We start from the raw sequence: 26038 nt of genomic DNA on the forward strand, positions 1-26038 counted from the left end.
TTTTTTGCAACAAGCCCGATAACATCATCAAAAAAATAGCATGTTACCCGACGGAGTATTAGCGCCACAAAGCCACTGACCTTTCCCCCACTAAACGCGGGGGAATACCAGAAAAGCAAAACCAAATTTAAAAACTCAAAACTCTATCGACGACACATTACATGCCTAGGAATATCGGCGTCACTGTAGCTATTGGTAACGCCCGCGATCGAGTCGCCAAGGTAGTGGTAACCAGTGCTGGGGTCAGGAGTGTCGCCCGTCCAGTAGAGGGTGCCGATAAAACCGGAACCAGTGTAGTTATCCATTCGCCCCCATTCATCGAACAATGAACCCACCAAACGGGTACCAAATGAGTAGTTGGTAGAACTCAAGTCAGTGCGTGATGGCTGAGACGCCAGCTGTAGACTACAGAATTCCACAGCATCTGACCAAACAGCCATTGTGCTACCGTTATGTATAAACCATTTCTGCACAGCAAATGTGTAGCTTAGTGGACTGCCTCCATCCTTGGGTGTCGCCGTAATGGTCACTGGCCCCGTAGGTTTGCTGTTGAGCTTCACTTGACCGCCACCATTGACGTTTACAGCCCCTGGCTGGTTGGAACTCCAGGTGAAGTCGCTCGCATTTCTGTTCATATTTAGTATGAAGGTAGCCGCGGTAAAACCTGTTTTTGGAAATTCATCGTTTACAGTGAACACATGGCCGTTAACGGCTATTCCGGTAAACATCGAATCCTCCACAAAGGTGGTGCTGACCGTCTGGTTGCTGCCGTTCACCGTGGCGGTGACCACACTGACACCCGGCGCAGTATTAGTCAGTGTCGCCGTAGCAACCCCGTCCACGCCAGTAGTACCAATCACCGTCGTCACGTTCGCCCCGTTGCTGGCAGTAAATGTCACCACCTGGCCCGGTACAAGGTTGTTACCCGCATCCGTCACTATCGCTTTCACCGCATTGGTGGCTCTGCCATTGGCGACCTCGTTATCAGTAGTCGCCGTTAGGTTAGCTGCGGTGATTTCCGCTGTGCTGCCGTCCGCCACAAAAGTGGTGTCGACCGTCTGACTACTGCCGTTCACCGTGGCGGTGACCGCGCTTATTCCACTCTTCATATTGGTCAGTGTCGCCGTGGCAACCCCGTCCACGCCAGTAGTACCAATGACTGCCGTCACTTTCGCCCCGTTGCTGGCGGTAAATGCCACCACCTGGCCTGCGACAGGATTGTTACCGGCATCCGTCACTATCACTACCACCGCATTGGTGGCCGTGCCGTTGGCCACCCTTCTATCGGCAGTCACCTTGGCTGCGGTGATTTTTGCGGTGCTGCCGTCCGCCACAAAGGTAGTGTCCACCGTCTGGCTGCTGCCGTTCACCGTGGCGGTGACCACACTAATCCCCGAGTCAGTATTAGTCAGTGTTGCCGTAGCAATCCCGTCCACGCCAGTAGTACCAATTACCGTCGTCACTTTCGCCCCGTTGCTGGCGGTAAATGTCACCACCTGGCCCGGTACAAGGTTGTTACCCGCATCCGTCACTATCGCTTTCACCGCATTGGTGGCAATGCCATTGGCAACCTCATTATTGGCAGTCGCCGTCAGGTTGGCTGCAGTGATTTCCGCTGTGCTGCTGTTCGCCACAAAAGTGGTGTCGACCGTCTGACTACTGCCGTTCACCGTGGCGGTGACCGCGCTTATTCCACTCTTCATATTGGTCAGTGTCGCCGTAGCAACCCCGTCCACGCCAGTAGTACCAATCACCGTCGTCACGTTCGCCCCGTTGCTGGCGGTAAATGTCACCACCTGGCCCGGTACAAGGTTATTGCCCGCATCCATCACTATCGCTTTCACCGCATTGGTGGCAATGCCATTGGCAACCTCATTATCGGCAGTCGCCGTCAGGTTCACTGCTGCAACAGTACTAGGCATAACAGTGATCTGCACTGTCGCACGTAATGACACATTACCTTGGATGTCATGAGCCACTGCACTTAACGTGTGGGCATTACTACCACTCCGCGTTAGCCGATGCGAGGGTAATCCTACTACAACAGCGTGCGCAGATACCGGTGTGAGAGAACCTCCTGCCGCTATCAAGGCAGAACTGTCCCACTCAATACGCTCAAGGCCATGTCGGGTGGATACCTCTGCACTCAATGGAACGCTTGTCCCCCCCTCACCGCTTATCATAGCCGGAAGGATCAGCTGTATCACCTTCTGTTCCTGATAATTCAGCACAATATTGTTGTTACGCTCGACTAAATCATAACGACTACCCGCCAAAGTGCGCGTTGCTGCCACGGCTGATGGACTGATATGAGATTGCCAAGATTCACCCAGTCGGTAATTTAGCTGGAAGTTAATGTTGCTGTCGTTTTTACTGCCTTTACCGGCGCGATGTTCAGCCCCAATAGTCACTAATGGTATAGGGGTGTAATTTACACCCGCAGTAATAGCATAGGGGTTTTTCTGGCGGTTATCTTTGCCAAACAAGGCCACATCATCACCACGGTATTTTTCATACATGACCTTGCCGCCAAGTTGGGGATGAGAGGGTAAATAAGTTTCTGCCCGCACATCATAGCCGTTGGCAGGCCGTTCTTTATAGTCAGCAAAATCCCGTGAATGATGCCAATCGGTGGTACCGAAGTAACTGTTACCCGAGAACTTCAGGTAGTCGGTCCAAGCCTCTGCGCCTACCCCAACCCGCCGGTTTTTGCCTGTAACATCATTATCAAAAAACGCATTAGCCCCATACATCCAGCTATTCTGGAAAGTACGCACTCCAGCACCAACGTTAACGGTGTTACGATCGTCTTTATTTCGGGCACCCAATTGGGTAAAAAGTAGGGATTTCTGATTATCATAAAGTGGAACCAGTACATCGACCATACTGCCATCCAGCTTAAAATCTTCATTAACATTCATTTGTACCCGGGCGGTACCAAACTGGCTCAGCAACTGCTGCGTGGAGTTGTTTAATTCATTGTTGGCAGCTGAGTTGAGCATGCGCTCACCAGATTTTACTGCATTGCCATTAGATAATGCGACAGCACCGGTCTGGGCATAACCGGCCAGCTTATTATTTATGTGAATATCAGCATGTGAATAACTTTCATCACTAATGGATAACGAAGGCAGCTTACCGGAAACATCAATTTCATCCCCTAACTTGGCGACAGTATTAATGTTTTTACCGGTCTGCAAAATATAAGACTCTGTAACCGTATTGACTTGCGAAGTATACGAAGAAGACGCGACAACCGCAGGTGAAAATGCCAAACTCAAAGGAAACAGTAACTGAAACAGGATATTAATCCACGCAATAATCCTGAACGTTTGTGGTAGTGCGTATGCCCGCGTGAACCCATGACTCGAGGATGTTTTTAGTGATTTCGTCCAAAAAAAATTACGCAATTTATTATACTCAGCCGAGTAAAAAAACCGTCACATAACCTCGCGATTTAATCAATATTGCCTAAATCTCGTTTGATATTGTAGAGTGACGAAAATTTTTTAGTGTTAGTTTCCTACCCCCCCCCCCACGGAATCAGGTGAGTAACGATAAACTACCGTATCTATATTGCTAGATTCGACACTGATCGGCAGTTTCATTACCTATGATGCATCAGACAGCCCCGAACAATTAGTGAACCCATCTTATTCAGGTTTAATAATATTAATAAGAACCAATGATTTGATGTTTTATTAACAAGGAGGTGCCCCAACACTGGCGGATGGTTGCATGTATAACAAGAAAAGGTTGTGTTGTATTAAGACGCAGCAGAGCCATATTAACTGCCTGCCAAATATGAGAGGAGCCGGATCACTTAAGATGACCGACCGAAGAAAAATTAACTTTCCTTCTCAATCAATAACGCTTCCAGCAAATCTAAATCATGCAACAATTTTTGCAGGGTTTCATTGCTGATTTTTTGCGTCGCACGTAAGTGATATAATTCACCACGCTCAGACGGGCTTGTTGCAAAAAATGGAGTGACCATGAAAGCTGAGGCTATTCATCCCTTCTTCAGTGAACCCACATGGCCCCCTAGCGATTTCAAATGAAAACATTTTGCACCCGAGATCATTCTGTGGTGCTTACGGTGGTACGGCTCAACCCCGATGAGTTATGCCAATGTCAGCGATATGCTGGCAGAGCGTGGGGTTTCCGTTCACCGCTCTACCATTTACCGTTGGTTTATTGAATATGCCCCCATCAAAAAATTAGTCAAAGCGGGCGGGGGCTTCAAACGGCCAAACCTTGCCGGGTCAACGCTTCAGGGAGTTGAAACATTGCGACGACTGAATAAAGGTCAATTTGATATTTGGCTACGCCGTGACGAACCTGAGTATCGAGTGCGGGAAAGATCCGCCTTTATGAATCGGCTCTTTCATATTGAGGCGGTTTTAGCTTAATTATCCCGCTCATCTATCAGTAAAATCACCGACGCTCATTATTTGCAACAAGCCCACTTGATGGACTAACTATAGCTTGGTGTACAAACTTTATTATTCCAGAACAACCGCCTGTGTAGCAAAAATAAAGTTTGTACACTAATAAAAATAAAGTTTGTACACTAACTTTTGCATGTAAACTCTCCATAGTTGATTTCGTGTTAAGCATCATTTCTCACATAGTTACAATCTTCTTACTTGGTTAAATTAGCTTATTGCATAAGCATGAAACTAAGTTGCCCTAAAATATATAAGCGAATATAATATCCTAGTTACCACCCCGGGCGTTCTCTATCCCAAACCTGTCGTCTCGCTTGTACACAGTGTGCAGGGACTTGCCGCAGTTTGTCGGTACTGTAAAGGAGAGACGTCATGAAACAGAAAACCGTGCTGGTTCGCCAGTATCAACGTTTTCGTTTTGGTCGTTGGGAAGACGTGTGCATGCACATGCGCTCACAGCCGAATCGTTAATTGACTATGCCCGCCGGTGGTAACACACAAGAGATGAGTAATAATATGGACAGTAGGAATCACTATCCATATTATAAGTATAAAATTAACCTTTTACTTCTTCTTGTGTTTTGATTCCCATCATTGCTTCGAAATGGCCATAATCGTCAGTACGACGGAATATATCCTCAAAAAGCTGCATATAGTGATCGATAGAAATACCTTCTAGATGATTTATGTTCCGACCATCTGCATGAGAGTTTCTATTGATGTAACGATAAAAACTGTTGAATCCATGGACACCGTGTTTTTTTGCTAAGTCATCTAGTGCCCTGTAGAGGGTTTCATTTTTACAGGAGAAGCTGAAATAATATTCCAAAATCTGGCGCATCGTGTTAGGAACAATTATTGTATTATTTTTACTTTCTTTGGCCTCTCTTAATGAATACCACAATGCTTGATAGTCATTGAGGATATCATGGCGACTTATCGAATTAACGACACTAGATTCATTCTTGGATATTCGTAAAAGCCCCCAATTCCGTGGGGAATCTTCGCTTGCACGAACACCGGAGGAAAGGATCATTTCTTGAAAGAAGAATAAATTATGAGTTAATATTATTATCTTTTTAGCTAATTTTGTTTTAATAATATTATGTTGGATAAGTGAAGCGATTTCAAAAATATAGTTATTTGACAGACTAGAAATTGGATCATCAATAACTATAAGTTTATCTCGAGTATCTATATCATCTCTTCGATCTTTTCCTCGACATTTCTCAAGGAAATATAGAAATGCAATTAGTGTTTTCTCCCCCTCACTAAGGCTACGAAAAATATTGTCATCATCTTGATTTTCTTGTCTTCCACGGGAAAGACGATACATTTCTCCCCCCGATTCACATCGAGTAATAGTGAAACTAGTAATTCCCAATGTAACCAACATATTATTAATATTTAATATAGTGGTGTCAATATTGGATACTGATCTTGCTTTTTCAGTGCTATCTTTTTGAAATGCAGAAATTTCGATATCTAATTGAGTTATTTCTATGTTCAACCTCTCTATTTCCATCTGGAGCTCGTGAAGTTGCTTGTTTTGGCTATTTATTTCATTTTCGGATATTTTCTTTATATGGCTAAACAACTTAATCGTAAAATTCTGTTGTTCTTGTACGAAATTTTCCGCTTTTCTATTATTCTCTACTATTTCTTCATTAATTGATGAAATAGTATCTAATAACAAATTAATATGTTGTGTAACATCTTCCGGAGTTTCATCTGAAGAAGGTGACACTAATTTATTTGCTATTTTTCGCTCATTTCTTTCATAAATTTGCTCCAACCCAACCAATTGCATATGACTACTACTATGTTCATCCACAAGTTCACAGTCATTCAAAAAAATACGGATTTGATTGAGTTCATTCTTCCATAAACCATAGCGCTGTGAAAGTTCATTTAATAAACTAATACTTGAAGAGTAAGAGGCGTCAAATAATGCCTCAATTTCGGATCTCAAATGCGCACCATCTACCTGACTCTGACAGAAGGGACATATATCTCCTGTAAGGTAAGTTTTCCCTTGGCTTACCCAATCAATATTACCCAATTGCTGAATCGCACTTGAAAGTTGACTGTCACCGATAGGAATAAGCGGGGTACTAAGTAAAACTAACTCCTTATAATCTATCTTCGGTAGCTCTCCTATCGAAAACGTCTGGAGTGAATTACCCTTGCTCATATTTAATTTATCAAGTTCTTTTATGAGCTCTGAAGTAGTGGTCTCTACGCTTTTTTGATGGTTGATTACCTTCTCATACAAGCTATCTCGTTGTTTGGCACCAACCATGAGTGAGCTAAGATTGCTTTTTCTAATCTCCGCTGAGCGATCAAAAATCTGTTTAGCGCACTCATTTTTAATTGTCGATATCATAGCTATTTTATCAACAAGTTTTGCTTCATTTTGCTCACGCTGAATAGTTCTATCACTGACATTTTTTTCATTTAGATCAATGGCTGCTTGTATGTCGGCATTCTCACTACTAAGAGTAAATATACCTGGCTGGGTATTGCTTAAATGGAAGGTTTCTTCAATGTATTCTTGATTAAATACTAAGTACTTCATATCTAGTGGTGGATTGACACTACAGTCGCGATATTTTCTATGATCTGGTTGATAGAAATAACCAGATACTGTTGATTTTCCGGAACCATTTTGCCCATATATTAATGTAACATATTTACTCAAATCAAAATTAGTGGAATGATCAGTAGCGTAACTTCTAACACCTTGGATGGAGAGAATGCTCATTAATCGGATCCTATCAAATGAATAATTTCTGTACAGTCTAATAATACAGTGAAAACATTTAAAAATGATATCTATCAGTAATTTTCAAGATATCTCACAAACTAGTCGACTATCTAATAATAAATCCATTTAACAACTGCTATTTCAGTGACACAGGTCACATTATTCCTTTTATACACCATAAGCTCTTTATTCTTTACATATTAAAAAATGCGTGCACATCAAATATTATTCACTAATCTAATAACTTTAAATATTTTTCATATGAAAGCAACAAAACAGTTCGTCCTTTTATTAATGTGTAGCAAATAACACTTTTCAAAGCAGTAATAAAATTAAATAAAAATTTCTTTAATCTATTTTTTTCTTCTTTACTTCTAGTATCGATATTCATAATTTTGACAATTATATTAGCCACCTTACCACCAATAATAAAAGCTAAAAAAATAAACCATATCCAACGATAGTGTTTATGAAAAGCTGCATCTGAAAGTTGCTCGCTCATTTTTTTTTGCATTTTTGTATATGTTACCAAAGTTGGAATAACACATTCACTTGATAGTGCAGTTCTAGTACTGAGATAAGTAATTGACTCCATATTAGGAAACGAAAAACAATAGTTAACCGGTGTTTCTTGGCATAGTTCTGTTGGCAAATGCATAATAGCAATTCGACTATTAATATTTTTTTCAGGACACATTTCAGCATTATAAGATGCTATTTGTTTGCGTACTAATAATTTTTCATTTTCTCCATTTTTACTATTACTAGTTAAATATAATGAAGATGTATCATCTGGCCCATCAATACTGAATTGAGTTGACGACATACTTGCTAGTTCATTCAATTTTTCTTGAACACGAGAAGACCATTGACAAGACTCAGTAACAAGAGTATTCGCACGACACCATTCATAATATTTATTAACCTGTGCTAAAAGATAGCCACTTGCGTTACGCGCATTTTGATTTACTTCATTTTGTTGAGAAATAATTGCATTGTTTGCTGAGTCAGCAACCCAGAACACCCCTGAGACAAGGGCTGTCAATAAAAGCATAATATCGTAATACTGGCGAAAATTTTCTCTTAGATCAAAAATATCGTTTAACAAAATTATAAAACACCATCCAACTAAGAAACCCATAAGTAATAAAATGATCAATCCTACTTCCCCACCTAGATAACCAGTTCCTGAGATAACAAATGAATTAGGAAGCCAGTTAAAATTGGGGAATATACCAAATAGAGAAAGTAAACCAGGAAATATAATAATGGTGAAAATAAGAAAAAGTCCGTAACGTTTACCCAATAACCAACCACAGACCAGCATACATATAAAAATACAAGTAAGTATGAAAATTAAGAATAAGGTAACAGGTAAAACAGCCTCAGATACTGACCAATAACTGCTAATTGCATTGCCAACACTGTCATAGACTATAAAATTTGAGCTTGCAAAGCCTAATCCCTCAAGTGCCTGCTGCACACTATAAGCCGCAGCATAGCAAGCCAAAAAATATGGCAAAATAAAGTTAATAAGCATGAATAGTTCCTTCTATTGTCAATAGGTTCTAATTTTGTACATTAGATTCTTTATTTTGTATTAAAATCTATGTATTAAAAATATATCAGTATAGCCAAAGGGATGAGAAAAACTTTTCAACTAGTACATTTATTTCATCTTAGAGGTGCTATCACTATATATATTACTTCAGCTCTAGATATAGCATCAGATCTATTCTGACATGCATATAATGTGAATGATGAGGTATTTCTAGATTGAATAAAGGTCAACATTCTGTACCAAACCCCTTATAATATTCCCGAAAAAATATTATAAGGGGTTTGAATAACAAAGACTATAAATGTACATTAGGCGCCGTTTCATTTGTCAAGTTCATGATTTCATTTGCGCATAATTTGGCCTATGGTTACTTGTACAGAAAAATCCACCAGAAGACGAACCAGTTGGCTTAGCCTGCCCTAACTTTCCGGGTGGCGCCAGCCATTAAGCTGTGCCTCTGTTCAAGAGCTGCATCAGGTTTCCAGTCACGATAACTACGGTCTTTGCGGCCTGATAGAGCGACCATCCGTTTAAGAACGCGAGGAGGAATGTTCCGCGCCTGTCCAGCCAGAATAAAATTTTTTAATGCAGTTTCGACTGTCTTTATCACTACGTCTGAAAGAGGCTGACCGTTAGTCCGGTACTGACGTTTATTAAACTGAATCGCGAAATACAGAACATCGTTATATTCAGATTTGATTGTATCATTGCTGATAATCTCCTTGGCTCGGCTCCGGACAGAGGAAGACCGTGCAGGGCGTTTAGCAGCTGTCGGTTTTCTAGTGCTCATCTAAGCCTCCTCATATTCATCTCTGTATATTCTAACATACCTGATTAAAAAACACTCACTACGCTATTGGCTAAGTGTCTTAGATATGAGTTTAGCCCGAGGTTGAGAATTCCGTTTCTGTCGCTCTTTATCTGTAGCACTGAGTTCATATCCATGGGAAACATAAACAGGAATTAGGCTTTTCTCTGGCCTACTCACACAAACCTGCCGGATCTTGTAGGCATCCGCAAAACTTTCCGCGACAATCAGTGCGATGGGAAGCACATACCCGGAAAGAGGGTGCTTGGCAGGATTACCTTCAAGGTAACGAAGCGTGATGCAGAAACGATTTCTCGATCGCCTCGCCAACATCAGCCCACATAAGAATCTGCGACACCGGATAGTGACATCAATACGGTTAGCCTGACTTCTACGTAACTGCCACCAGTCAAGTTCAATCCAGTCACGATGAACAGGCAGTCGCCACTGACTGGACACTTCCTCACTATCTTCATAATACATACGATCCAGCTCTATTTCATCGACAGGGAGTTTTGAACCAAAATCTTTTGCAATCCTGATTATAGCCTCAGCAACAGCCTGAATTCTGACCATCTCATGGCACAGTTCCGGTTCCATCATCCTCTCCTACATGGGCAGCCGATAAACCGGGTAATTTTATACGCCGGAAATTCATCATATATTACATTTATATCATATTGTTAGCTTATTGAACCTTTAGCCGACATCATGATGTGCGCGCCATTACTGCATTCATAATAAAGTGGGCACTTCACCGCCTGTTCATTGCATGAGAGAGATAGAGGAGGATGAGTATCTAGAAATAAAAATTCACAATCAGAAGTAAATTGAAAAAATTTCTTATCCTTACCTTGAAAAAAGACTTCCTTCACCAAATATCCTCTGTATACGTATGGTTAATTTGGAGAGCAGGATGAGTATTCAGAGTAAGTTCAGAGCATTCGACGATAAAATTCGGTTAGGTAGAAAAGATGTAGCCTATGCGAATGCCCGCGCGAAAGATGACAGCATAACAGCCAAGATTAAAGACGTGTTTAAAGAAAATGGCTATCCTGTCATTGAAGATTTCATCCAAGGTTCTCTAGAAACGTGGACGACAATTAAACAGCAGGGGCAAGATTTTGACATTGATCGTGCCATAGTTATTGATGCTGATGACTCCCCCAATGATCCAATCATTCCCAAACGTGTTGTTCTAGAGATTCTTGAAAAACGTGGTTTTAAAAACGCTAAGATTAAAAAACCCTGTGTCACCGCTGATTACAAAACTGAAGACTTACATATCGATATTCCTATTTATCGGAAATATCAAAACGGTGAATATGAACTTGCGGTCGGGAAACTGAACTCAAGTGAGGATAACAAGGAGTGGTCACGCTCAGCACCGAAGGAATTGATACATTGGGTTAATAACTCAGATATCTATGACAACTACAAATCGGAAAAACTTGCACAGTTCCGCCGCCTTGTGCGGTATGTTAAACGCTGGAGAAATGAAAATTTCAGTGAAGATGTTGCTCGGAAGGTCTTTTCTATTGGTTTAACTGTGATGCTCAAACAACATTTCAAACCGAAGATTAATGATGAAGGTTTTGCTGATGATATTACAGCGCTTAGCGCCACTATTTCGTCAATCTTGAATACCGGCGGATACTTCAAGTACAAGTCTATCGATACCTATACTGTGCATGTAACACTGCCGGTGAATCCATATCGGGATATTTTCAAAAATAGCAGTACAAGCACTGCCACTCAACTAAGAAACAAGTTTTATTCCCTTAATTCTACTCTTCAGCAAGTGATTGATGAAGATAACGAATCGAAACAGTGTGAAAAGCTTATTAAGACTTTTGGTGAGGATTTCCCGACATGCTCGTCATCTAATTCTTCAGCATCAAGTGGGAAAACTATATTTTCTTCAGCAGGAGCAGTCGGAACATCCCAAGGCGCATGAACTATTCATACATACTTGAGCACTTAACTGCATGCGGATATGAAGTATCCGCAGTTTCTTTTGGCCCAAATAATGCTGATGCCCTAAGAATTAATATTAGAGTTGCCGAACATAATCTTTCATTGCTGCATTTATGTATTAATGAACTAACTGAGTTACCCGATTTTATCCTAGAATCATCCTCTCAATACGGTAGATTAGCCCATACTACAGTTCATGAACAATTTGATCTGGCTACTATTTGTGTCAACGTGCCAGACTCGGTATCTGTGAATTATGATCGCCCAGAGCTTGCTTTCGAAGAATCTCTAACCAGATACACTAAACTCTTAACTCAACTTATTCAGGATCCTGAGTGGAATAAATATGAACTTATTCGAGAATTTCAGGCCGGTTGGTATAATATTGTTGAGAGTGCTGATGATCATTTCCTATGCCTCTCAGAACGCGGAGAAGTCGAAGAACTAAAAATACTAAAACCTCAGCCTAAAGCTCATATGGGCCTGGCAACTTACTATTTTGGTATTCCCTTCAACTGGACAGAGGATTACGTATTCTCTCCTATCGCCAGACAGCTCAACAGTAGGGAGCGCTCAAGTGGACGAGGATATGTAATACCGCTGACAAATGTAGATCCAGCACCTCGGAGTAAGGAAGAACTGGGGGCATGGTATTTAAACTTGTTAGCATCATTGTCCTCAGAAACCTATACACTATTGAGCCAGAATATTACACAATGGCGAGAAAGAGAGTTCTGGGTCATTTTTAACGCACAAACACCTTCCGGAAAGACATGGTTTGGAATTCACTTTGCGCGAAAAAATTCATCTCAGGGCAAAAAACGACTTCCATTGTCAGAACCAGAGCTCACTTCTTGGACACTCAAAGCAGTCGCCGTTTCACTTTTTAATAAAGAGCGACTCATGCCTCGTAGTGGAGCTAATCAGGAATTACAAAACAAAAAAGTTTTGCTAATTGGTTGTGGTTCTGTGGGCGGAGAAATAGCAGATAAGCTTGCAGCTTCAGGTGTTGGTGAAATAACTCTTAGTGACCCAGACAAATTTTCAATGGATAATATTTATCGGCATATATTATCTTTAAATTATGTTTCACACCTAAAAACTATCTCCTTAAATTTGCATCTTACAAATAAATATCCTTGGTTACGTGTTAAAAACTTTAACAAATCATTACTAGAATTACGCAATGAACGTTTCCTTGAAAAATTTGATATTATTGTCATCGCAATTGGAGCCCCAACACATGAAAGATTATTTCATGACTTTCTTCTAAAGAACAAAATAACCTCTGCTGTAATTAATACTTGGGTTGAAGGCTATGGGGTTGGGGGTCATGCAATATTAGATATCTCGTATACTCAAGGGTGCCTACATTGTGCCTATGTTGATCCTATGGATCTTTCACGTGGATTAGCATCAAATCTAAATTTTCTTGAAAAAAATCAAGATATCACAAGAAACCATGCTGGTTGTGGTGATACTTTTCTGCCATATACCTATATTACCTCAACACAAACGGCACTCATCGCGGCTGATTTAGCGATCAAATACTTATTGAAGCGAGTGCAACATTCATCAAAGGTGAGCTGGAAAGGAGATGCCACAGAAGCACTCCAAAATGGCTTTAACCTCACTGAACGTTATAATGTATTTAATCGTTCACTAGAGATCACTCCGCTTTACAACAATGAGTGCGATATCTGCAATGAAAAATAATGAACTCATATTTACCACTCCCGAATTTGAATTGTGTATCTCACATAAGGTTAATGATATTTGGAGCCACCATAGCCAAATAGAGGATAACTCATATGAATCATTCGGAGTACTCATTGGTAATAAAGATCATGGTAGTGAGACTTATTGGATAGAAGACGTTACGGAACCAAAACCAAACGATATACAAACTCGCTTCAGTTTTGTATTAAAAGATTCAGGCCATCAGAAGAATGTAGATGATGCGTTTCAGCAAACTGGGGGAAAGCTCATATATTTGGGGACATGGCATACCCATCCTCAACCGGATCCTCATCCTTCAAATATTGATTACTATGACTGGAAAGCTTGTATCGAACGCAATAAAGATCGTCAACTTTTCTTTATCATCGTAGGTACACAGAAAATAGCTCTTTTTCATTTACAGGGGAAATTTTTTGTTAAAACATATCTTAATAAAGACACACAGGATTGTGATAAATGAAAAATAATGATATGGACTTTCTTAATCAAGCAATAAATGATCCTATTGATAAAGCGTCTATAGTCTCAGAATTTATTTGCTTAATAAAAAAACATATAATATGGGATGATGTCGGATTACTAACCGATCAAAACAATAATAATCTTATAATTCTTTTATTGAAAAAAGATGAAGTTTTATCATCTATGCGTTTTAACCTAAATATAATTGATAGTATTAATATCATTGAATCTTTTAGTGAAAATGGAAAAAACATTATCCTTAGAGTTTGGCAAGGAAATAGCATTACTCAAGAACACTTAAAATCATTAGCATGTATACAGAATGTTTGGCAATGCACTTATGGACAATCTTCCAAGCTAACGAAAACACAAGTTGTAGAATTTTTCAATCGTATCGATTCAGAACGATTAGTAAAAGGAAGAGGTAAAAAATTTAGTGCTGAAACTATTCGGAAGGTAATGTGTGATAGCCACAGTCGGTGCATGTTCCCGGGATGTGGGGAGCAATTAAATATTGATATGTTAAGTGGTCAAGTCGGAAATTTTTCATATTTAGCACACAATGTTGCCGCATCTGAACAAGGCGAGCGAGGTATTCCGCTACTTTCATCGTTACTATCAGATGAGCCTGAAAATATACTACTTCTTTGCGACAAACATCACAGACTTATAGATAGAGTAGCTGCTTGTGATTACACTGCAGAAAAGCTATCGATTATACGTAAAAATTTCATGTTAGAAGTATCCCATCTTCTCGATGGCTTGTGCTACCAACCAATTCCCGTGTATTCTATTTTATGGCCCGTAAACTCAAATGTTGTGGCATCACCTGAATCAAGGGAAATAGCCTCAAGTCTCTCATTCCTCAAACTCTGCATGAAAGGACAATTAAACCATCTTTCTGACTGTGAGGGGTTATTGCGTTCAAATCCTCAACTTTTTGGCCAGATGATTACTCAAATAATAAAAGATGAGGCCGAAAAAATAATTCAGCAGACAAAACATCATGGGTATAAAGCAGCACTATTTGCATTTGGGCCAACACCAGCGTTAATTGGGTTAGGTGCTATTTTAGGTAATAAAGGCCAATATATACCCATGCTAAGATATCGAGATGGTAATTGTTGGATGTGGCCAAAAAATATGCCTGTCAGAGATTTTTATAACATAATTGGTATGGAGTCACTAGAATCAAACAGCGACTTTATTATCTGTATAAACTTTACTGCAAAAACCAAAGCTATTGAAGAAAAAGCGATACAGCTCAGTGAGAAATTTAAGGTAAATATTATAAATATAGATGCAAAGCCAGAATTTTTAGGAAATGGTGCCATCCCACACCCACAGGATGGAATGAGTTTTAGTGCTAAGTTGCAAACTATATTTCATCAACTAAAATCAAAATATAATGCAGAAAGAATCCATCTTCTTGTCTGTGCATCTAATGCAGCATCTATATTTATTGGACAGGCATATGACCTTCATCATCCGGAGATTATTGTTTATGACTTCACGGCTAATGGGATGGAAACTAAACTGGTAATAAAAAATAATTCTGATAAAACAGAGTTATATCTCCCATAAAGTTAAGCCACATTATGATCCATAATAAATTTATATTATAAAGGATAGGGGTAAAATGAGAGTATTTATAGATACAGAATATTCCAATGAAGAAGATCCTAAGCTGCTTAGTTTGGGGATGATAACAGAAAATTGGGAGAAGCACTTTTACAAACAAATTCATGGTGTTGATAGAAAATATCTTTCTGATTTTTCATTAAACTATGTCCTGCCTAACTTCTCTTCTGAGCACTTCTTATCCAAGGAATGTTTTAAAAATGAGTTGATGGCTTGGTTTGCAAACTTACCGCGCGCAGTAATACTTGCCGCTGATAGTATCATTGATATTAAATTTGTTATTAATATCATTGGACACCCTAATAATTTAAGTCCTATGTGGCTTGATTTAAGAGGTTTAATAGACTCCACTGTTTATCACAACGCAGTATGTAAATATCATAATAATAAACGGCCTTGGCATCATGCTCTATATGATGCAGCTGCACATAGGCAAGGTTGGCTAGCATGGATGGCGGAAAATAAAAAATCAGATAAATACATGCTTAGAAAAATATAATTACCATCTGTTATCTGTAAAAGAACTTCTATATCTAACTTGATAGCTATTTATCAGATAAATCAAACCGTTGTATCAGTAACATTTTAGGGCATGTACTATGGCTGTTATATCCAATACATTTTGAACAATTTGCTCCTTTCTTTTTACGAAGTACTTCTGAAAATGAATAACATTGATTAAAACCAAATTTAAAATTTACTGATTCACTATATAAATATAAAAAATTTGTTAACTTCTCTTGCCCGATCATGAAAATTTTAATTGCAACATCTAAGTTATTTAAGAAAGCATTATGATCAATATCTTTTATTAATTCATGGTAACATCCATAACTTATGGAGTTTTTATGTCTTTCGTCTTCATACTTACAATGAGAAAATATCTTATTGAACAAATACATTAGACAAGGCATTATATAGTATGGCCGACTTATTTTTTCATTTATTCCGGAGAGAATTATTTCCATCTCATTTTTACCATTAAAAATAAGATGCCTATTTTTAAGATATTGCCTAGAATAAGACTCTAACGTGTTTTTTTCACCTCTATACACTTTTAAAAGGGCTTTTAAACTTTGGGAGCGACGTCTAGCAGATAAATAAGTTAGTGGGGTATCATGCGCAGCACATATATTATCATATAGCCAATTATATTTTAAATATCCAAATCCATTTTCTTTTATTGATTCAGATATACAGCGTTTACAATAAGCAATAGGTATATGACAATTTGGTTTGTTATTCTCTCGGATACCATAAAAAACGCTACGCATCTCATCAATAAAATATGCTGGATTATCACAGACTCCTAAGGCTCGGCTACCAACACCCGAGTTTTGCATCAACATCCATAAATGACCATCATCAAAACGAGTAAATAGCGATGAAAAATCTTTAGTAACATTGGGTTTAACAAGCCAATAGCCATCAATGGAAATAATAGAATTAAATTCGCTAACACCATTGAGAATGAAAACCCTAAATATAAAACTTTGTATAGACTCATCTTTTATAAAATACAATATTATCACCTCTAGATCCATCAATAAGTCGTCACTGCGTTCTTATCCGCCCCATAGATTTAACGGCTAATGGTAATATGTTATTCATCCACTCATTGTCATTGTGATATAGCCAAAAATATGCTGCATTACAAGCTTGCTTTATCTCTTTACGTATTGCTGTAGGATGAGAATCTAAATACGTTACAAGTATATAGCGAGAACGCCGCCGCATTGAGTCCATATGGCACTTTTTACGCCATTTGACCAGCCCCGGCGTACTTGAAATGACCTGTTCAACAGATCCAATGCTAATTCCGAGCATTAAGGCGATACGCTTACGATGAAATCCAGCTAAAGCTAATTGACAAATACGTTGCTGAATACCATATGTCAAAATGCGTGGTTTCAAACAAATGAAAATATCATTCATCTTTGCTAGCCGTTTTAAATAACAACGACTTTTTCCTGTCAGTCGATATATTTCCTCTAGTGGCAGACCATCCTTAAGCAAAACTATACATTTAGCTTCATCTGATTCATTTCGGAAAAGGTGACGTGGAATAGCATTAGTGATGCCATTATTTGAAGCACTAATAAATTCACTGAATGATTCAAATAGCCAGCTTGAAAATAGTAAATGCCTAAAAGGGTGATAACTAGCTCCTTGAGTTAATAACTGTGTTAAGTAACGATAATCCTCACTATTTTTTGGTAACGGAGCATTTATTACACAACGATAATGTTCACAATAAGTAATAAATTCTCTCATCAGCTCTTTTCGACGTACTGAGTTATTTTCTGTAATCAAGTTCAATTTGACCAGTTTCGATCTGTATGCTTTTGATACATTATAGCCAAGATGTTTACAGGTGAGCTTTTCCACTAATTCAGCACTGAATATGGCTACCTTGTATTCTACGGAACTAACCTTAGGGCTGGGGGAATCGGGGGACGGTAAAAGATCTAACAAAATTCTTTGACGACATTCAAGGGTGACCTCTTGCAATAATACCTCGTGCATAAAGCATGCCGTTATTCCGGGGATCTGATGTATGCGGTGCCAATAAGATACCCCTTGTCGGTATAAATCTTCCTTAGCACAAAGCGAACACCATTTGAGATGCAATGTTGACCCCTTCCCAAAAGAAGGGAGCTGACTTTCCCTCAATGCTTTTGCCCCTTCATTAGCTAACATCAATTCCCACAGTTTCTTGGCATGTTCGGGCTCAAAAAACATAAATAACGGTGCTAATGTTTGTTCCCAGAGGATTGTTTCAGGATTTTCGCCAAACACATTCGCCATGTTCTCCAGCCCTGCAGTGAGAAAAGGGTGGATAGACGAACGTTCAGACCCAAAGGTTTTTCTTGTAAATGCAGGAATATTATCACCAGAAACCATTACATGACGAATCAAGCGGCTTAGCAGTAACTCATCGGGCAAACAATCAGGTAAACACATTTCATATTCCCCCAATTTTACATAAACGTATCTAGCGGATCCTCACAATATATCCCGGCTTGCTGAAGTAATTTCAGTGGATTTTCCTCACCTGCAGCTCTTTGAAATACGTCTGGTTCAACAATCCTATGGGAAAGATCCTGCGTTTCGATTAGCGCCAATAAACCTTCAGAAAATTCGGGGTGCTGCGGACGACTGATATCACCAGGTACCGTTTTTGATGTTTTACTTAATTCTGGCGATAAGATCGATTCTGTCGGATTTTCTATGATAGTTTTCTTGCGCTGAGTAGACCTAAGCTTAGCCCTTCGGATTAAAAACATCGAGGGAGCAGATGCTTGACTGGCTATTGTGGCCGCATGTTCAAGTAATGCTGATGTAATTCTTTCATCATTGCTACCAATAATATAGCGCTGTGCTTCTTTGTAGATTCTTACAGCTAAGTCGATATTACCCGCTGATAACTCATACAGAGTACTGCTCAATTGATTGGTTACGGGTGTTACAACGTTTGTCCATTGTAACTGCCATAATTCTTCTACAAATAGCGTCCACATTTCATCATTATCAAGCAACTGCATTTTAAAATAACCTCCATTCTCAGCTCTCCTCGCAGTTCTTAGTGTTTTGCTTAATAAATCATCAAAAGGTGGATTACCACAAAATAATACTGGCACACCTAAATTATTAACTAAATTATGGATAAACCTAAGCAATCTATCTTCACCTCGTGTTTTTCGTGCTGTCATATTCTGCATTTCATCTATGACCAATATGCCAAGAAAACTAGATTTAATCTTAGCCTCAATCTGCCGGAATAACATTGGGATGGTTCGACCCGGCATTGTTGGTTCTAGACCGAGTTTTTCATCCAGCATGGTTAGGATACTCTCACAGAGTTCACGTACGCTACAGTCATATGGGCAATCTGCTTTTAGCCAAATAACCTGTAATAGAGATAAAGGTTGATGTTGGTAATTAGAATGAATAATAACATCAGGGAATTGTCCAAGAACCTGCTCCAGTAACGTTGTTTTCCCCACACCACTTTCGCCGATCAATGTTACTCCACAACCCTTTGGCTTAAAGAAGCCGGTTTTAGGTTCGATATTTGGACGCCCATCTACGGGATAATGGAGATAATTCATTGTGGTGGGCGATAGTGGGTTTTTTGCCGAATATCCTGACTTAAGAGCACTTTCGATAGCCCTAAAACATTTGATGTAATCAGGAAGTGTTTGTCGAAAGTTATCTAACCGGGAAAGGTAATCTACGCGAACTAATGCATTGAGCTTTCGCTCTTCATATGAGCATGTAGGGTAATAAGCCATCCCATCCCATAGCTCTTCATCAGTCTTCTTAAAACCTAAAGCCTCAATAAGTGGATTTCCCCTATGTTCAGGTAAGAGCGCTATTGTATAAACAGCCGGCTCGCATTTCATTTTCGTTTATCTCGCTGCCGCTGTATCAGCGATATTATATTTTCAGGCACGGCTTCAAGAATATTACTCTCTTTATTATTATCAGAAGTAGCTAATATCAATCCTTTTTTAAATGGTATTTGCTCAACTCCTCCTAATGATCTTTCTGTCTTAATGACCTCGTTTCGCCGTTCCGTCATGTTAAGAATACGCTCTGATTTGCGCGATATTTTTGGCAAAATCGACATCTCATTTAATGCATTTTTCTCAATTTTCTTTCTTCTATCATATCGCTCCAATGATTCTGATGTCGGTAGGAAATTTTTATTCGCCAGCATCTTCCAATCTTTAAAATAAGATATATCAGCTATATGTTGGTCTTTTAGATTGTTAGAGCACCTCATAAGTGCACATCGCGTAAATCCCTCGTTTGGCTGAAGTCGAACATAGATAAAGGAAGAGTTATCCTGATCAATGCGTGCCTCAAGCCCCCATCGACCGGATGATCTAGCGATAACTTTCCACCCATCAAATTCATCTCTTTCACACTCATAATACATATCATCATTGAGCCGAATTCCTAATCGCGTCATAGAGACTTTCGCAATAGGAAGAAGCTTTGCACGTATTTCATCCTCATTGGCTACTGTCAATGCATGCCTATGTTTATCAATATGAATATTCCAATAGTTGAACGGAGTTGGGGGAAGATCAGCTTCCATAAGTAGTCGCGTTTGTGATGCTAATCGACTCAGGATTGAGCAATTATGTTCAAGAACTTGATCAATTAATAACTGAGTCACTTCATTAAGCGTATAGATAGCCTCTTGCCTCGGATCCTTATCTCCCCTAATATAATGTCGTCCTCTAGTCGTACCTTTCAGCTCATGAATTAATTCTTCATTTAATATACGAAACCGCCGTTCAACTATCCCTTTTAAATCTGCTCTATATGGTGGTGCAATACTTAAATGTCCGATCAAGGGAACTGCAAGCTCTTCGGGCTTATTGCAAATAAATTCCCCCCTGTCACAAAGAAGTCGTTGAGGAATATGATGGCAAGGCCAATCCTCCTCTTTTATATCAATACCAAACCTTGCACAATAATTTTTCTTCGATGTGAAAGTGTTAACCAATGCTTGGCGACCAGCACGCCATGATGCGTACTCCATTGAAACATGTAATCCCGTTATCATTCTGCTTTCTTTATCAATAACACAATAAAGAGTTGGTCTACCTAGCACATGATTTCGGTTAAAATCAGAAACAATATGTACATCCAAAACGGTAGCATCTAGCTCAAAACAACTCCCGGGTACGAGAGTATGGTCCGTTGCTGCCCCTATAAGACTACGCTTATTACGCTCGAAGTATCCTGTATTATTTTGTTTTCTAATGATTTGGTTTTCAGGAATTAGCTTCTTTATCCAATAACAAAACATTGGATACGAAGGAAGTCTTGCAGGTCGTTTTTCTACCTCCGCATTGCAAATTTCCTCGCGGTAAAATTCTACGAGAATCTGGTCATACACACGCTTCAATGGAACATGGCGGCCTTTTAGACCAAATTTTTTCATGCCTTTTATAAATATATTTTTATCCCATTCTGTCGTATTGATACCAATAGGTACATTAAAGCAGCCTTGGTAAATTCGACCGGGGAATCCTCTTTTTTTTTCACCAGCAACTCTACTTTGACCAACACCACCACTATTTTTGTAGGCAGGAATTAAAGCATTTCTATCTTGGCCAAATCGCCAGTATTGATTCAGAATCCTATAAATATTCTGAACATAAGTACCTTTTTTCTTTGCATAAGTACTCACCAATTTAGAACGCTCAAATAGACTAAACTCCCAAAGAAAATTAGGACTAGATAATAATCCGCTCACTAGCTCATAACGTTGGTCACGTTTCTTACGATAACTATCAGGAATATCTTGATCGGAGACTAATTGATAAAAAGGCAAAGGAAAATAGCTTTCAACACAGTAATTATTCTTTATTGATTCTAGAAAAAATGAAAAGATAATTAAAATAGGTTTTTGTAACTCTTTTGTATTAATTAAAGGGAAAACGATGATGCTGTCTTGTTCTGAATAACACTCCAATACGCGATATCTACCCGGTAATAAACCATCTAGGCCTTCTATTTCCCAAACGCTATTCCGGCTAACTAACATAACGTATCTCCAATGATGAAAGTTTTATATCTTTAATATCAATTATTCCTGAGTCAACAACCATCTTATTTAAGTCGACAACAATTCGCTTAGTTCCAATTAAAATGCGCAAGATCATTAAAGCCTCTTCACGACCGGCCCCCAATTTTTGTATGAACTGGCGACAAAGCTCTTCAGTCAACCATTTCCCTTTTGCCATTAATAATACAGCTTCATCAAGTAAGGAATCAGCTAATAGAACGCCATGCCGCAATGGCCATGTTGCCCATTCGATATTTTGAGATTGTGTACGGTTTTGCTCTGTAGCAACAAACAAATGGAATGGGATTCCCTGTAGCTGCCACCATAATCGTTCTATCTCGAGCTTTTCCGCAGTGCGCTTATCGGATAATTTATTTATTGGCTTAACAGATACAGCATCATAAGATATGAGCCCATCACGTTGGATCGTAAGTACAAAATCCGTCGACATAACGTTATAACTTGAGGTATTTGGTATTTTAGGATGCTCAATACCAAGTGTTTTAGCGATTTTTAGCGAGAGGCCTATCGGAAGGAGGGGGAATTGTTCTCTAATATCAATGACCGAATCACAGAATTCGGCGATGTAGAAAAAACAGGTTTCATGCTCGGAAAGTGTGTGATGTTCTCTATTCGTCTTGATACCTCGAATCTTGGCACTGTTACCGTAAGAGGATACATCCTGAACTCGAAGCCAAGGTTTGTAACTGTTCCCTTCACCCAAGCCATAGCGATTTTTAAGAGCTCGCTGAAAATCAGCCTGCGTTTCTAGCTGCCTTTTTTTGCTCAAGATGCTCACTCCCAGCGTTGGCTACTGAGTGAAGTATAGAACAATGTACAAACTTTATTTATGGCAATGTACGAACTTAATTTTTAGTGTACAAACTTTATTTTTGCTGCACACCGCCAATGCCTGCGCACAGGCCCAGGCAGAGCTCCAGGCCCATTGGAAGTTATAGCCACCCAACCAGCCAGTGACATCAACAACCTCACCAATAAAGTACATTCCAGGCACTTTATGGGCCTCCATTGTCTTAGAGGAGAGCTCTTGGGTGTCAACACCACCAAGAGTGACCTCAGCAGTACGGTAGCCCTCGGTGCCATTGGGCTGCACTCGCCATTGTTGAAGATTGGCGACTAACGCGGCCTGCTGCGGCGCGTTTAATTGCTTCAGGGTAACGTCTGGCAGTTGCTCCAAGGTCTGAAGGCACTCCACCAGCCGCTTAGGTAACCGTTGAGCCAGAGTATTTTTCAGTGTCTGATTAGGGTGGTTTTTTCGCTCACTGTTTAGAAAATCATCTAAATCAGTATCAGGAAGTAAGTTAATGCTCACATACTCACCAGCCTGCCAATAGCTTGAAAGTTGTAAAATTGCTGGGCCAGAAAGCCCACGGTGAGTAAACAAAATACTCTCACGGAAGCTAACGCCATTTTCGGCGGTGACCACCGCAGGCACGGAAACCCCAGATAATGTTTGCAGGTGCTCCAGCAGCGGTTTGTGCAAGGTGAACGGGACTAATGCCGCACGGGTAGGGAGGACTTTCAAGCCAAACTGTTCTGCCAACTTATAGCCGAACGGTGAAGCACCAAGTCCGGGCATAGAGAGTCCGCCAGAGGCGACGACAAGTGAGTTAGTGCTCACTTCCAAATTATTAATTTGTAATACGAAACCGGTGCCGCTTTTTTCAACCGACAAAACATCGCTACGCAACCGAATCGTGACTTGCCCCAGCTCACACTCTTTCAGTAATAGTTCAACCACCTGCTGAGCAGAGTCATCGCAGAACAACTGCCCTAGCGCTTTCTCATGCCAGGCAATGCCATAGCGATTCATCAGATCGATGAAATCCCATTGGGTATAACGCGCCAAGGCAGATTTACAGAAGTGAGGATTCTGTGACAGATACGCGGCAGGCTCTGCAAAGAGATTGGTAAAATTACAGCGGCCACCACCAGACATCAGTATTTTGCGCCCCGCCTTTTTGCCGTTATCGACCAACAACACCCGACATCCGGCTTGTCCAGCCTGAGCGGCACAAAATAGCCCCGCAGCACCTGCACCTATCACTACCACATCAAACTGTTCCACACTTGGCCTCACTGAGTAAAATCATCATCGCTGCAAAATTGCCCGCTTTTGGCTGATTATTATATTATTTAGCGCATTCAACCGACAAATTGGCGGCGGGAGATTGTAAGTCGCTCGCAGGAATATCGCTATAGTAAGAAAATGTCTCATACAGTAAAACTAAGTAACCTGCTGATATAACATGCATATGTTGCTCAATAAGACGAATTCGTCTGCGGTCATGTCAAAAAAAGGTCATATTTTCCTTTTCCCCACCCCCCATTGTCACTGATAATGCGCCGCGTTCATGTCCACAAACTGGCGTAACGCTTATGCTACATCTTTTCGCTGGCCTGGATTTCCATACCGGCCTAATGTTAGTTCTTGCTTTGTTGTTCGTGCTGTTTTACGAAGCCATCAATGGTTTTCATGATACAGCCAATGCGGTCGCGACCGTAATCTATACCCGTGCCATGCGTTCACAGGTTGCTGTTGTGATGGCAGGGGTGTTTAACTTCCTCGGCGTGATGCTGGGCGGTTTGAGCGTGGCTTATGCTATCGTTCACTTATTGCCTACTGATCTGCTGTTAAACGTCAGTTCGGCGCATGGGTTGGCTATGGTCTTCTCTATGCTACTGGCGGCGATTATCTGGAATTTGGGCACTTGGTATTTCGGTATCCCGGCTTCCAGCTCTCATACGCTAATTGGTGCAATCATCGGTATTGGTTTAACCAATGCATTAATGACCAGTACATCTGTTGTAGATGCACTGAACGTTCCTAAGATGATTCAAATCTTCCTGTCATTAATCTTATCCCCAATTGTGGGTCTGGTTATTGCCGGTTTGATGGTGTTCCTGCTACGTCGTTACTGGAACGGGTCCAAGAAACAGCAACGTATTCACCTGACACCTGCTGAACGTGAAAAGAAAGACGGTAAACGTAAACCGCCCTTCTGGACCCGTACTGCGCTGATTCTATCGGCTATCGGTGTGAGTTTCTCTCATGGCGCTAACGATGGTCAGAAAGGGATTGGCTTGATCATGCTGGTATTAATCGGCGTGGCTCCGGCTGGGTTCGTCGTGAATATGAATGCAACCGGTTATGATATTGCCCGCACCCGCGATGCAGTGACCCATCTGCAACAATATTATCAGCAACATGTTGAGGTGTTACCTCATGCTGTCGCGCTGAAACCGCTGGTACCTGCACCAGAAACATTGCCGAATACACCGGCACAGTTCCATTGTGATAGCTCACGCGCCATGATTGCCATTGATCATGCCCAAACGTTGCTGGCTAATCTGCAAAGCTATGACGATCTGACGGTTGATCAACGCAGCCATATGCGTCGCTTGCTGATGTGTGTTGCCGAAACCGCAGGGACTGTTGCCAAACTGCCTGAAACCAGTGCTGAAGACCGCCGTTTCCTCAATAATCTGCGTACAGATTTGTTGGAAACTGTGGAATATGCACCGACCTGGATCATCGTTGCCGTCGCTCTGGCCCTCTCTTTGGGTACCATGATTGGCTGGAAACGTGTGGCAGTCACCATCGGTGAGAAAATCGGTAAGAAAGGCATGACTTACGCGCAAGGGGTTTCTGCCCAGATGACTGCGGCGGTTTCCATCGGTATTGCGAGTTATACCGGTATGCCAGTATCGACAACGCAAGTGCTCTCTTCCGCAGTTGCCGGGACCATGTTGGTTGATGGCGGTGGTGTTCAGAGTAAAACGGTGAAGAACATTATGTTGGCGTGGGTATTAACCTTACCAATATCTATTCTTCTTTCCGGTGGGTTGTACTGGGTGGCTCTAAGATTCATTTAAACCCAGCGAAACGTATTACTATCATAGTGCGCCTCAACCTAGCACTGTGATAAGACCGGGCAGTAAACATATTGAACGGTTACGGTAAATAAAAAAGGCGGCCTTATCAGGTCGCCTTTTTAAAGGCTTCTCTGCCAATAATTCA

At 40.5% G+C, this 26038-nt stretch carries 17 protein-coding genes and 1 pseudogene; 7 read left to right on the top strand and 11 right to left on the bottom strand.

Annotated features, from left to right (window positions below; genetic code table 11):
• Nucleotides 1-143: 143 nt before the first annotated feature.
• Nucleotides 144-3410 (bottom strand): hypothetical protein, encoded by a 3267-nt coding sequence (locus A6J66_015960; protein ID PNM25539.1) that lies wholly within the window; start codon nucleotides 3408-3410, stop codon nucleotides 144-146.
• Between the two features lie 585 nt (nucleotides 3411-3995).
• Here A6J66_015960 and A6J66_015965 point away from each other — a divergent pair.
• Nucleotides 3996-4412: pseudogene (locus A6J66_015965) on the top strand (hypothetical protein).
• A gap of 595 nt (nucleotides 4413-5007) precedes the next feature.
• On the opposite strand, the gene A6J66_015970 reads toward A6J66_015965, so the two are convergent.
• The 4 genes from A6J66_015970 to A6J66_015985 all read right to left on the bottom strand — a co-directional run bounded on the left by A6J66_015970 (nucleotide 5008) and on the right by A6J66_015985 (nucleotide 10187).
• Nucleotides 5008-7215: a hypothetical protein gene (locus A6J66_015970; GenBank protein PNM25540.1), complete on the bottom strand. Its 2208-nt coding sequence runs from the start codon at nucleotides 7213-7215 to the stop codon at nucleotides 5008-5010.
• 235 nt (nucleotides 7216-7450) lie between these two features.
• Nucleotides 7451-8758, bottom strand: a complete 1308-nt coding sequence (locus tag A6J66_015975; protein ID PNM25541.1) for a hypothetical protein — start codon at nucleotides 8756-8758, stop codon at nucleotides 7451-7453.
• A 430-nt stretch (nucleotides 8759-9188) separates the two neighbouring features.
• Complete coding sequence (locus tag A6J66_015980; GenBank protein ID PNM25542.1) at nucleotides 9189-9569, bottom strand: hypothetical protein; 381 nt, start codon at nucleotides 9567-9569, stop codon at nucleotides 9189-9191.
• A gap of 63 nt (nucleotides 9570-9632) precedes the next feature.
• Entirely contained in the window at nucleotides 9633-10187 is a 555-nt protein-coding gene (locus tag A6J66_015985) for a hypothetical protein (GenBank protein PNM25543.1), read from the bottom strand.
• Between the two features lie 316 nt (nucleotides 10188-10503).
• Between A6J66_015985 and A6J66_015990 the strand changes: the two genes are divergently transcribed.
• Genes A6J66_015990 through A6J66_016010 form a run of 5 tightly spaced genes read left to right on the top strand, consistent with a single transcriptional unit; the run spans nucleotide 10504 to nucleotide 15906 of the window.
• Nucleotides 10504-11544, top strand: coding sequence for a nucleotidyltransferase (locus A6J66_015990; protein ID PNM25544.1), 1041 nt, complete (start codon nucleotides 10504-10506; stop codon nucleotides 11542-11544).
• A complete protein-coding gene (locus A6J66_015995; GenBank protein PNM25545.1) occupies nucleotides 11541-13280 on the top strand; it encodes a thiamine biosynthesis protein ThiF in 1740 nt (579 codons plus the stop codon). The genes A6J66_015990 and A6J66_015995 overlap by 4 nt, the downstream gene beginning before the upstream one ends.
• Nucleotides 13270-13764 (top strand): hypothetical protein, encoded by a 495-nt coding sequence (locus tag A6J66_016000; protein ID PNM25546.1) that lies wholly within the window; start codon nucleotides 13270-13272, stop codon nucleotides 13762-13764. Before A6J66_015995 ends, A6J66_016000 begins: the two co-directional genes overlap by 11 nt.
• Nucleotides 13761-15350, top strand: coding sequence for an HNH endonuclease (locus A6J66_016005; protein ID PNM25547.1), 1590 nt, complete (start codon nucleotides 13761-13763; stop codon nucleotides 15348-15350). The genes A6J66_016000 and A6J66_016005 overlap by 4 nt, the downstream gene beginning before the upstream one ends.
• Nucleotides 15351-15405: 55 nt before the next feature.
• Nucleotides 15406-15906: a hypothetical protein gene (locus A6J66_016010; GenBank protein PNM25548.1), complete on the top strand. Its 501-nt coding sequence runs from the start codon at nucleotides 15406-15408 to the stop codon at nucleotides 15904-15906.
• Nucleotides 15907-15952: 46 nt separating this feature from the next.
• On the opposite strand, the gene A6J66_016015 is transcribed toward A6J66_016010, so the two are convergent.
• Genes A6J66_016015 through A6J66_016040 form a run of 6 tightly spaced genes read right to left on the bottom strand, consistent with a single transcriptional unit; the run spans nucleotide 15953 to nucleotide 24085 of the window.
• On the bottom strand, nucleotides 15953-16951 hold the full coding sequence (locus A6J66_016015; GenBank protein PNM25549.1) for a hypothetical protein: 999 nt from the start codon (nucleotides 16949-16951) through the stop codon (nucleotides 15953-15955).
• 10 nt (nucleotides 16952-16961) lie between these two features.
• On the bottom strand, nucleotides 16962-18371 hold the full coding sequence (locus A6J66_016020) for a hypothetical protein (GenBank protein PNM25550.1): 1410 nt from the start codon (nucleotides 18369-18371) through the stop codon (nucleotides 16962-16964).
• 17 nt (nucleotides 18372-18388) lie between these two features.
• Nucleotides 18389-19813: an ATP-binding protein gene (locus A6J66_016025; GenBank protein ID PNM25551.1), complete on the bottom strand. Its 1425-nt coding sequence runs from the start codon at nucleotides 19811-19813 to the stop codon at nucleotides 18389-18391.
• Nucleotides 19810-21975 (bottom strand): transposase, encoded by a 2166-nt coding sequence (locus A6J66_016030; protein PNM25552.1) that lies wholly within the window; start codon nucleotides 21973-21975, stop codon nucleotides 19810-19812. Before A6J66_016030 ends, A6J66_016025 begins: the two co-directional genes overlap by 4 nt.
• On the bottom strand, nucleotides 21965-22786 hold the full coding sequence (locus A6J66_016035; GenBank protein PNM25553.1) for a heteromeric transposase endonuclease subunit TnsA: 822 nt from the start codon (nucleotides 22784-22786) through the stop codon (nucleotides 21965-21967). The genes A6J66_016030 and A6J66_016035 overlap by 11 nt, the downstream gene beginning before the upstream one ends.
• 54 nt (nucleotides 22787-22840) lie before the next feature.
• Nucleotides 22841-24085 carry an NAD(P)/FAD-dependent oxidoreductase gene (locus tag A6J66_016040; GenBank protein PNM25554.1) on the bottom strand — a complete coding sequence of 415 codons (1245 nt, stop codon included), beginning with the start codon at nucleotides 24083-24085 and terminating at the stop codon, nucleotides 22841-22843.
• Nucleotides 24086-24396: 311 nt separating this feature from the next.
• On the opposite strand from A6J66_016040, the gene A6J66_016045 reads away from it, so the two are divergent.
• A complete protein-coding gene (locus A6J66_016045; protein PNM25555.1) occupies nucleotides 24397-25893 on the top strand; it encodes an inorganic phosphate transporter in 1497 nt (498 codons plus the stop codon).
• The last annotated feature ends 145 nt before the right edge of the window (nucleotides 25894-26038 follow it).

Source organism: Yersinia enterocolitica (assembly GCA_002082245.2).
Lineage (GTDB): Bacteria > Pseudomonadota > Gammaproteobacteria > Enterobacterales > Enterobacteriaceae > Yersinia > Yersinia enterocolitica_E.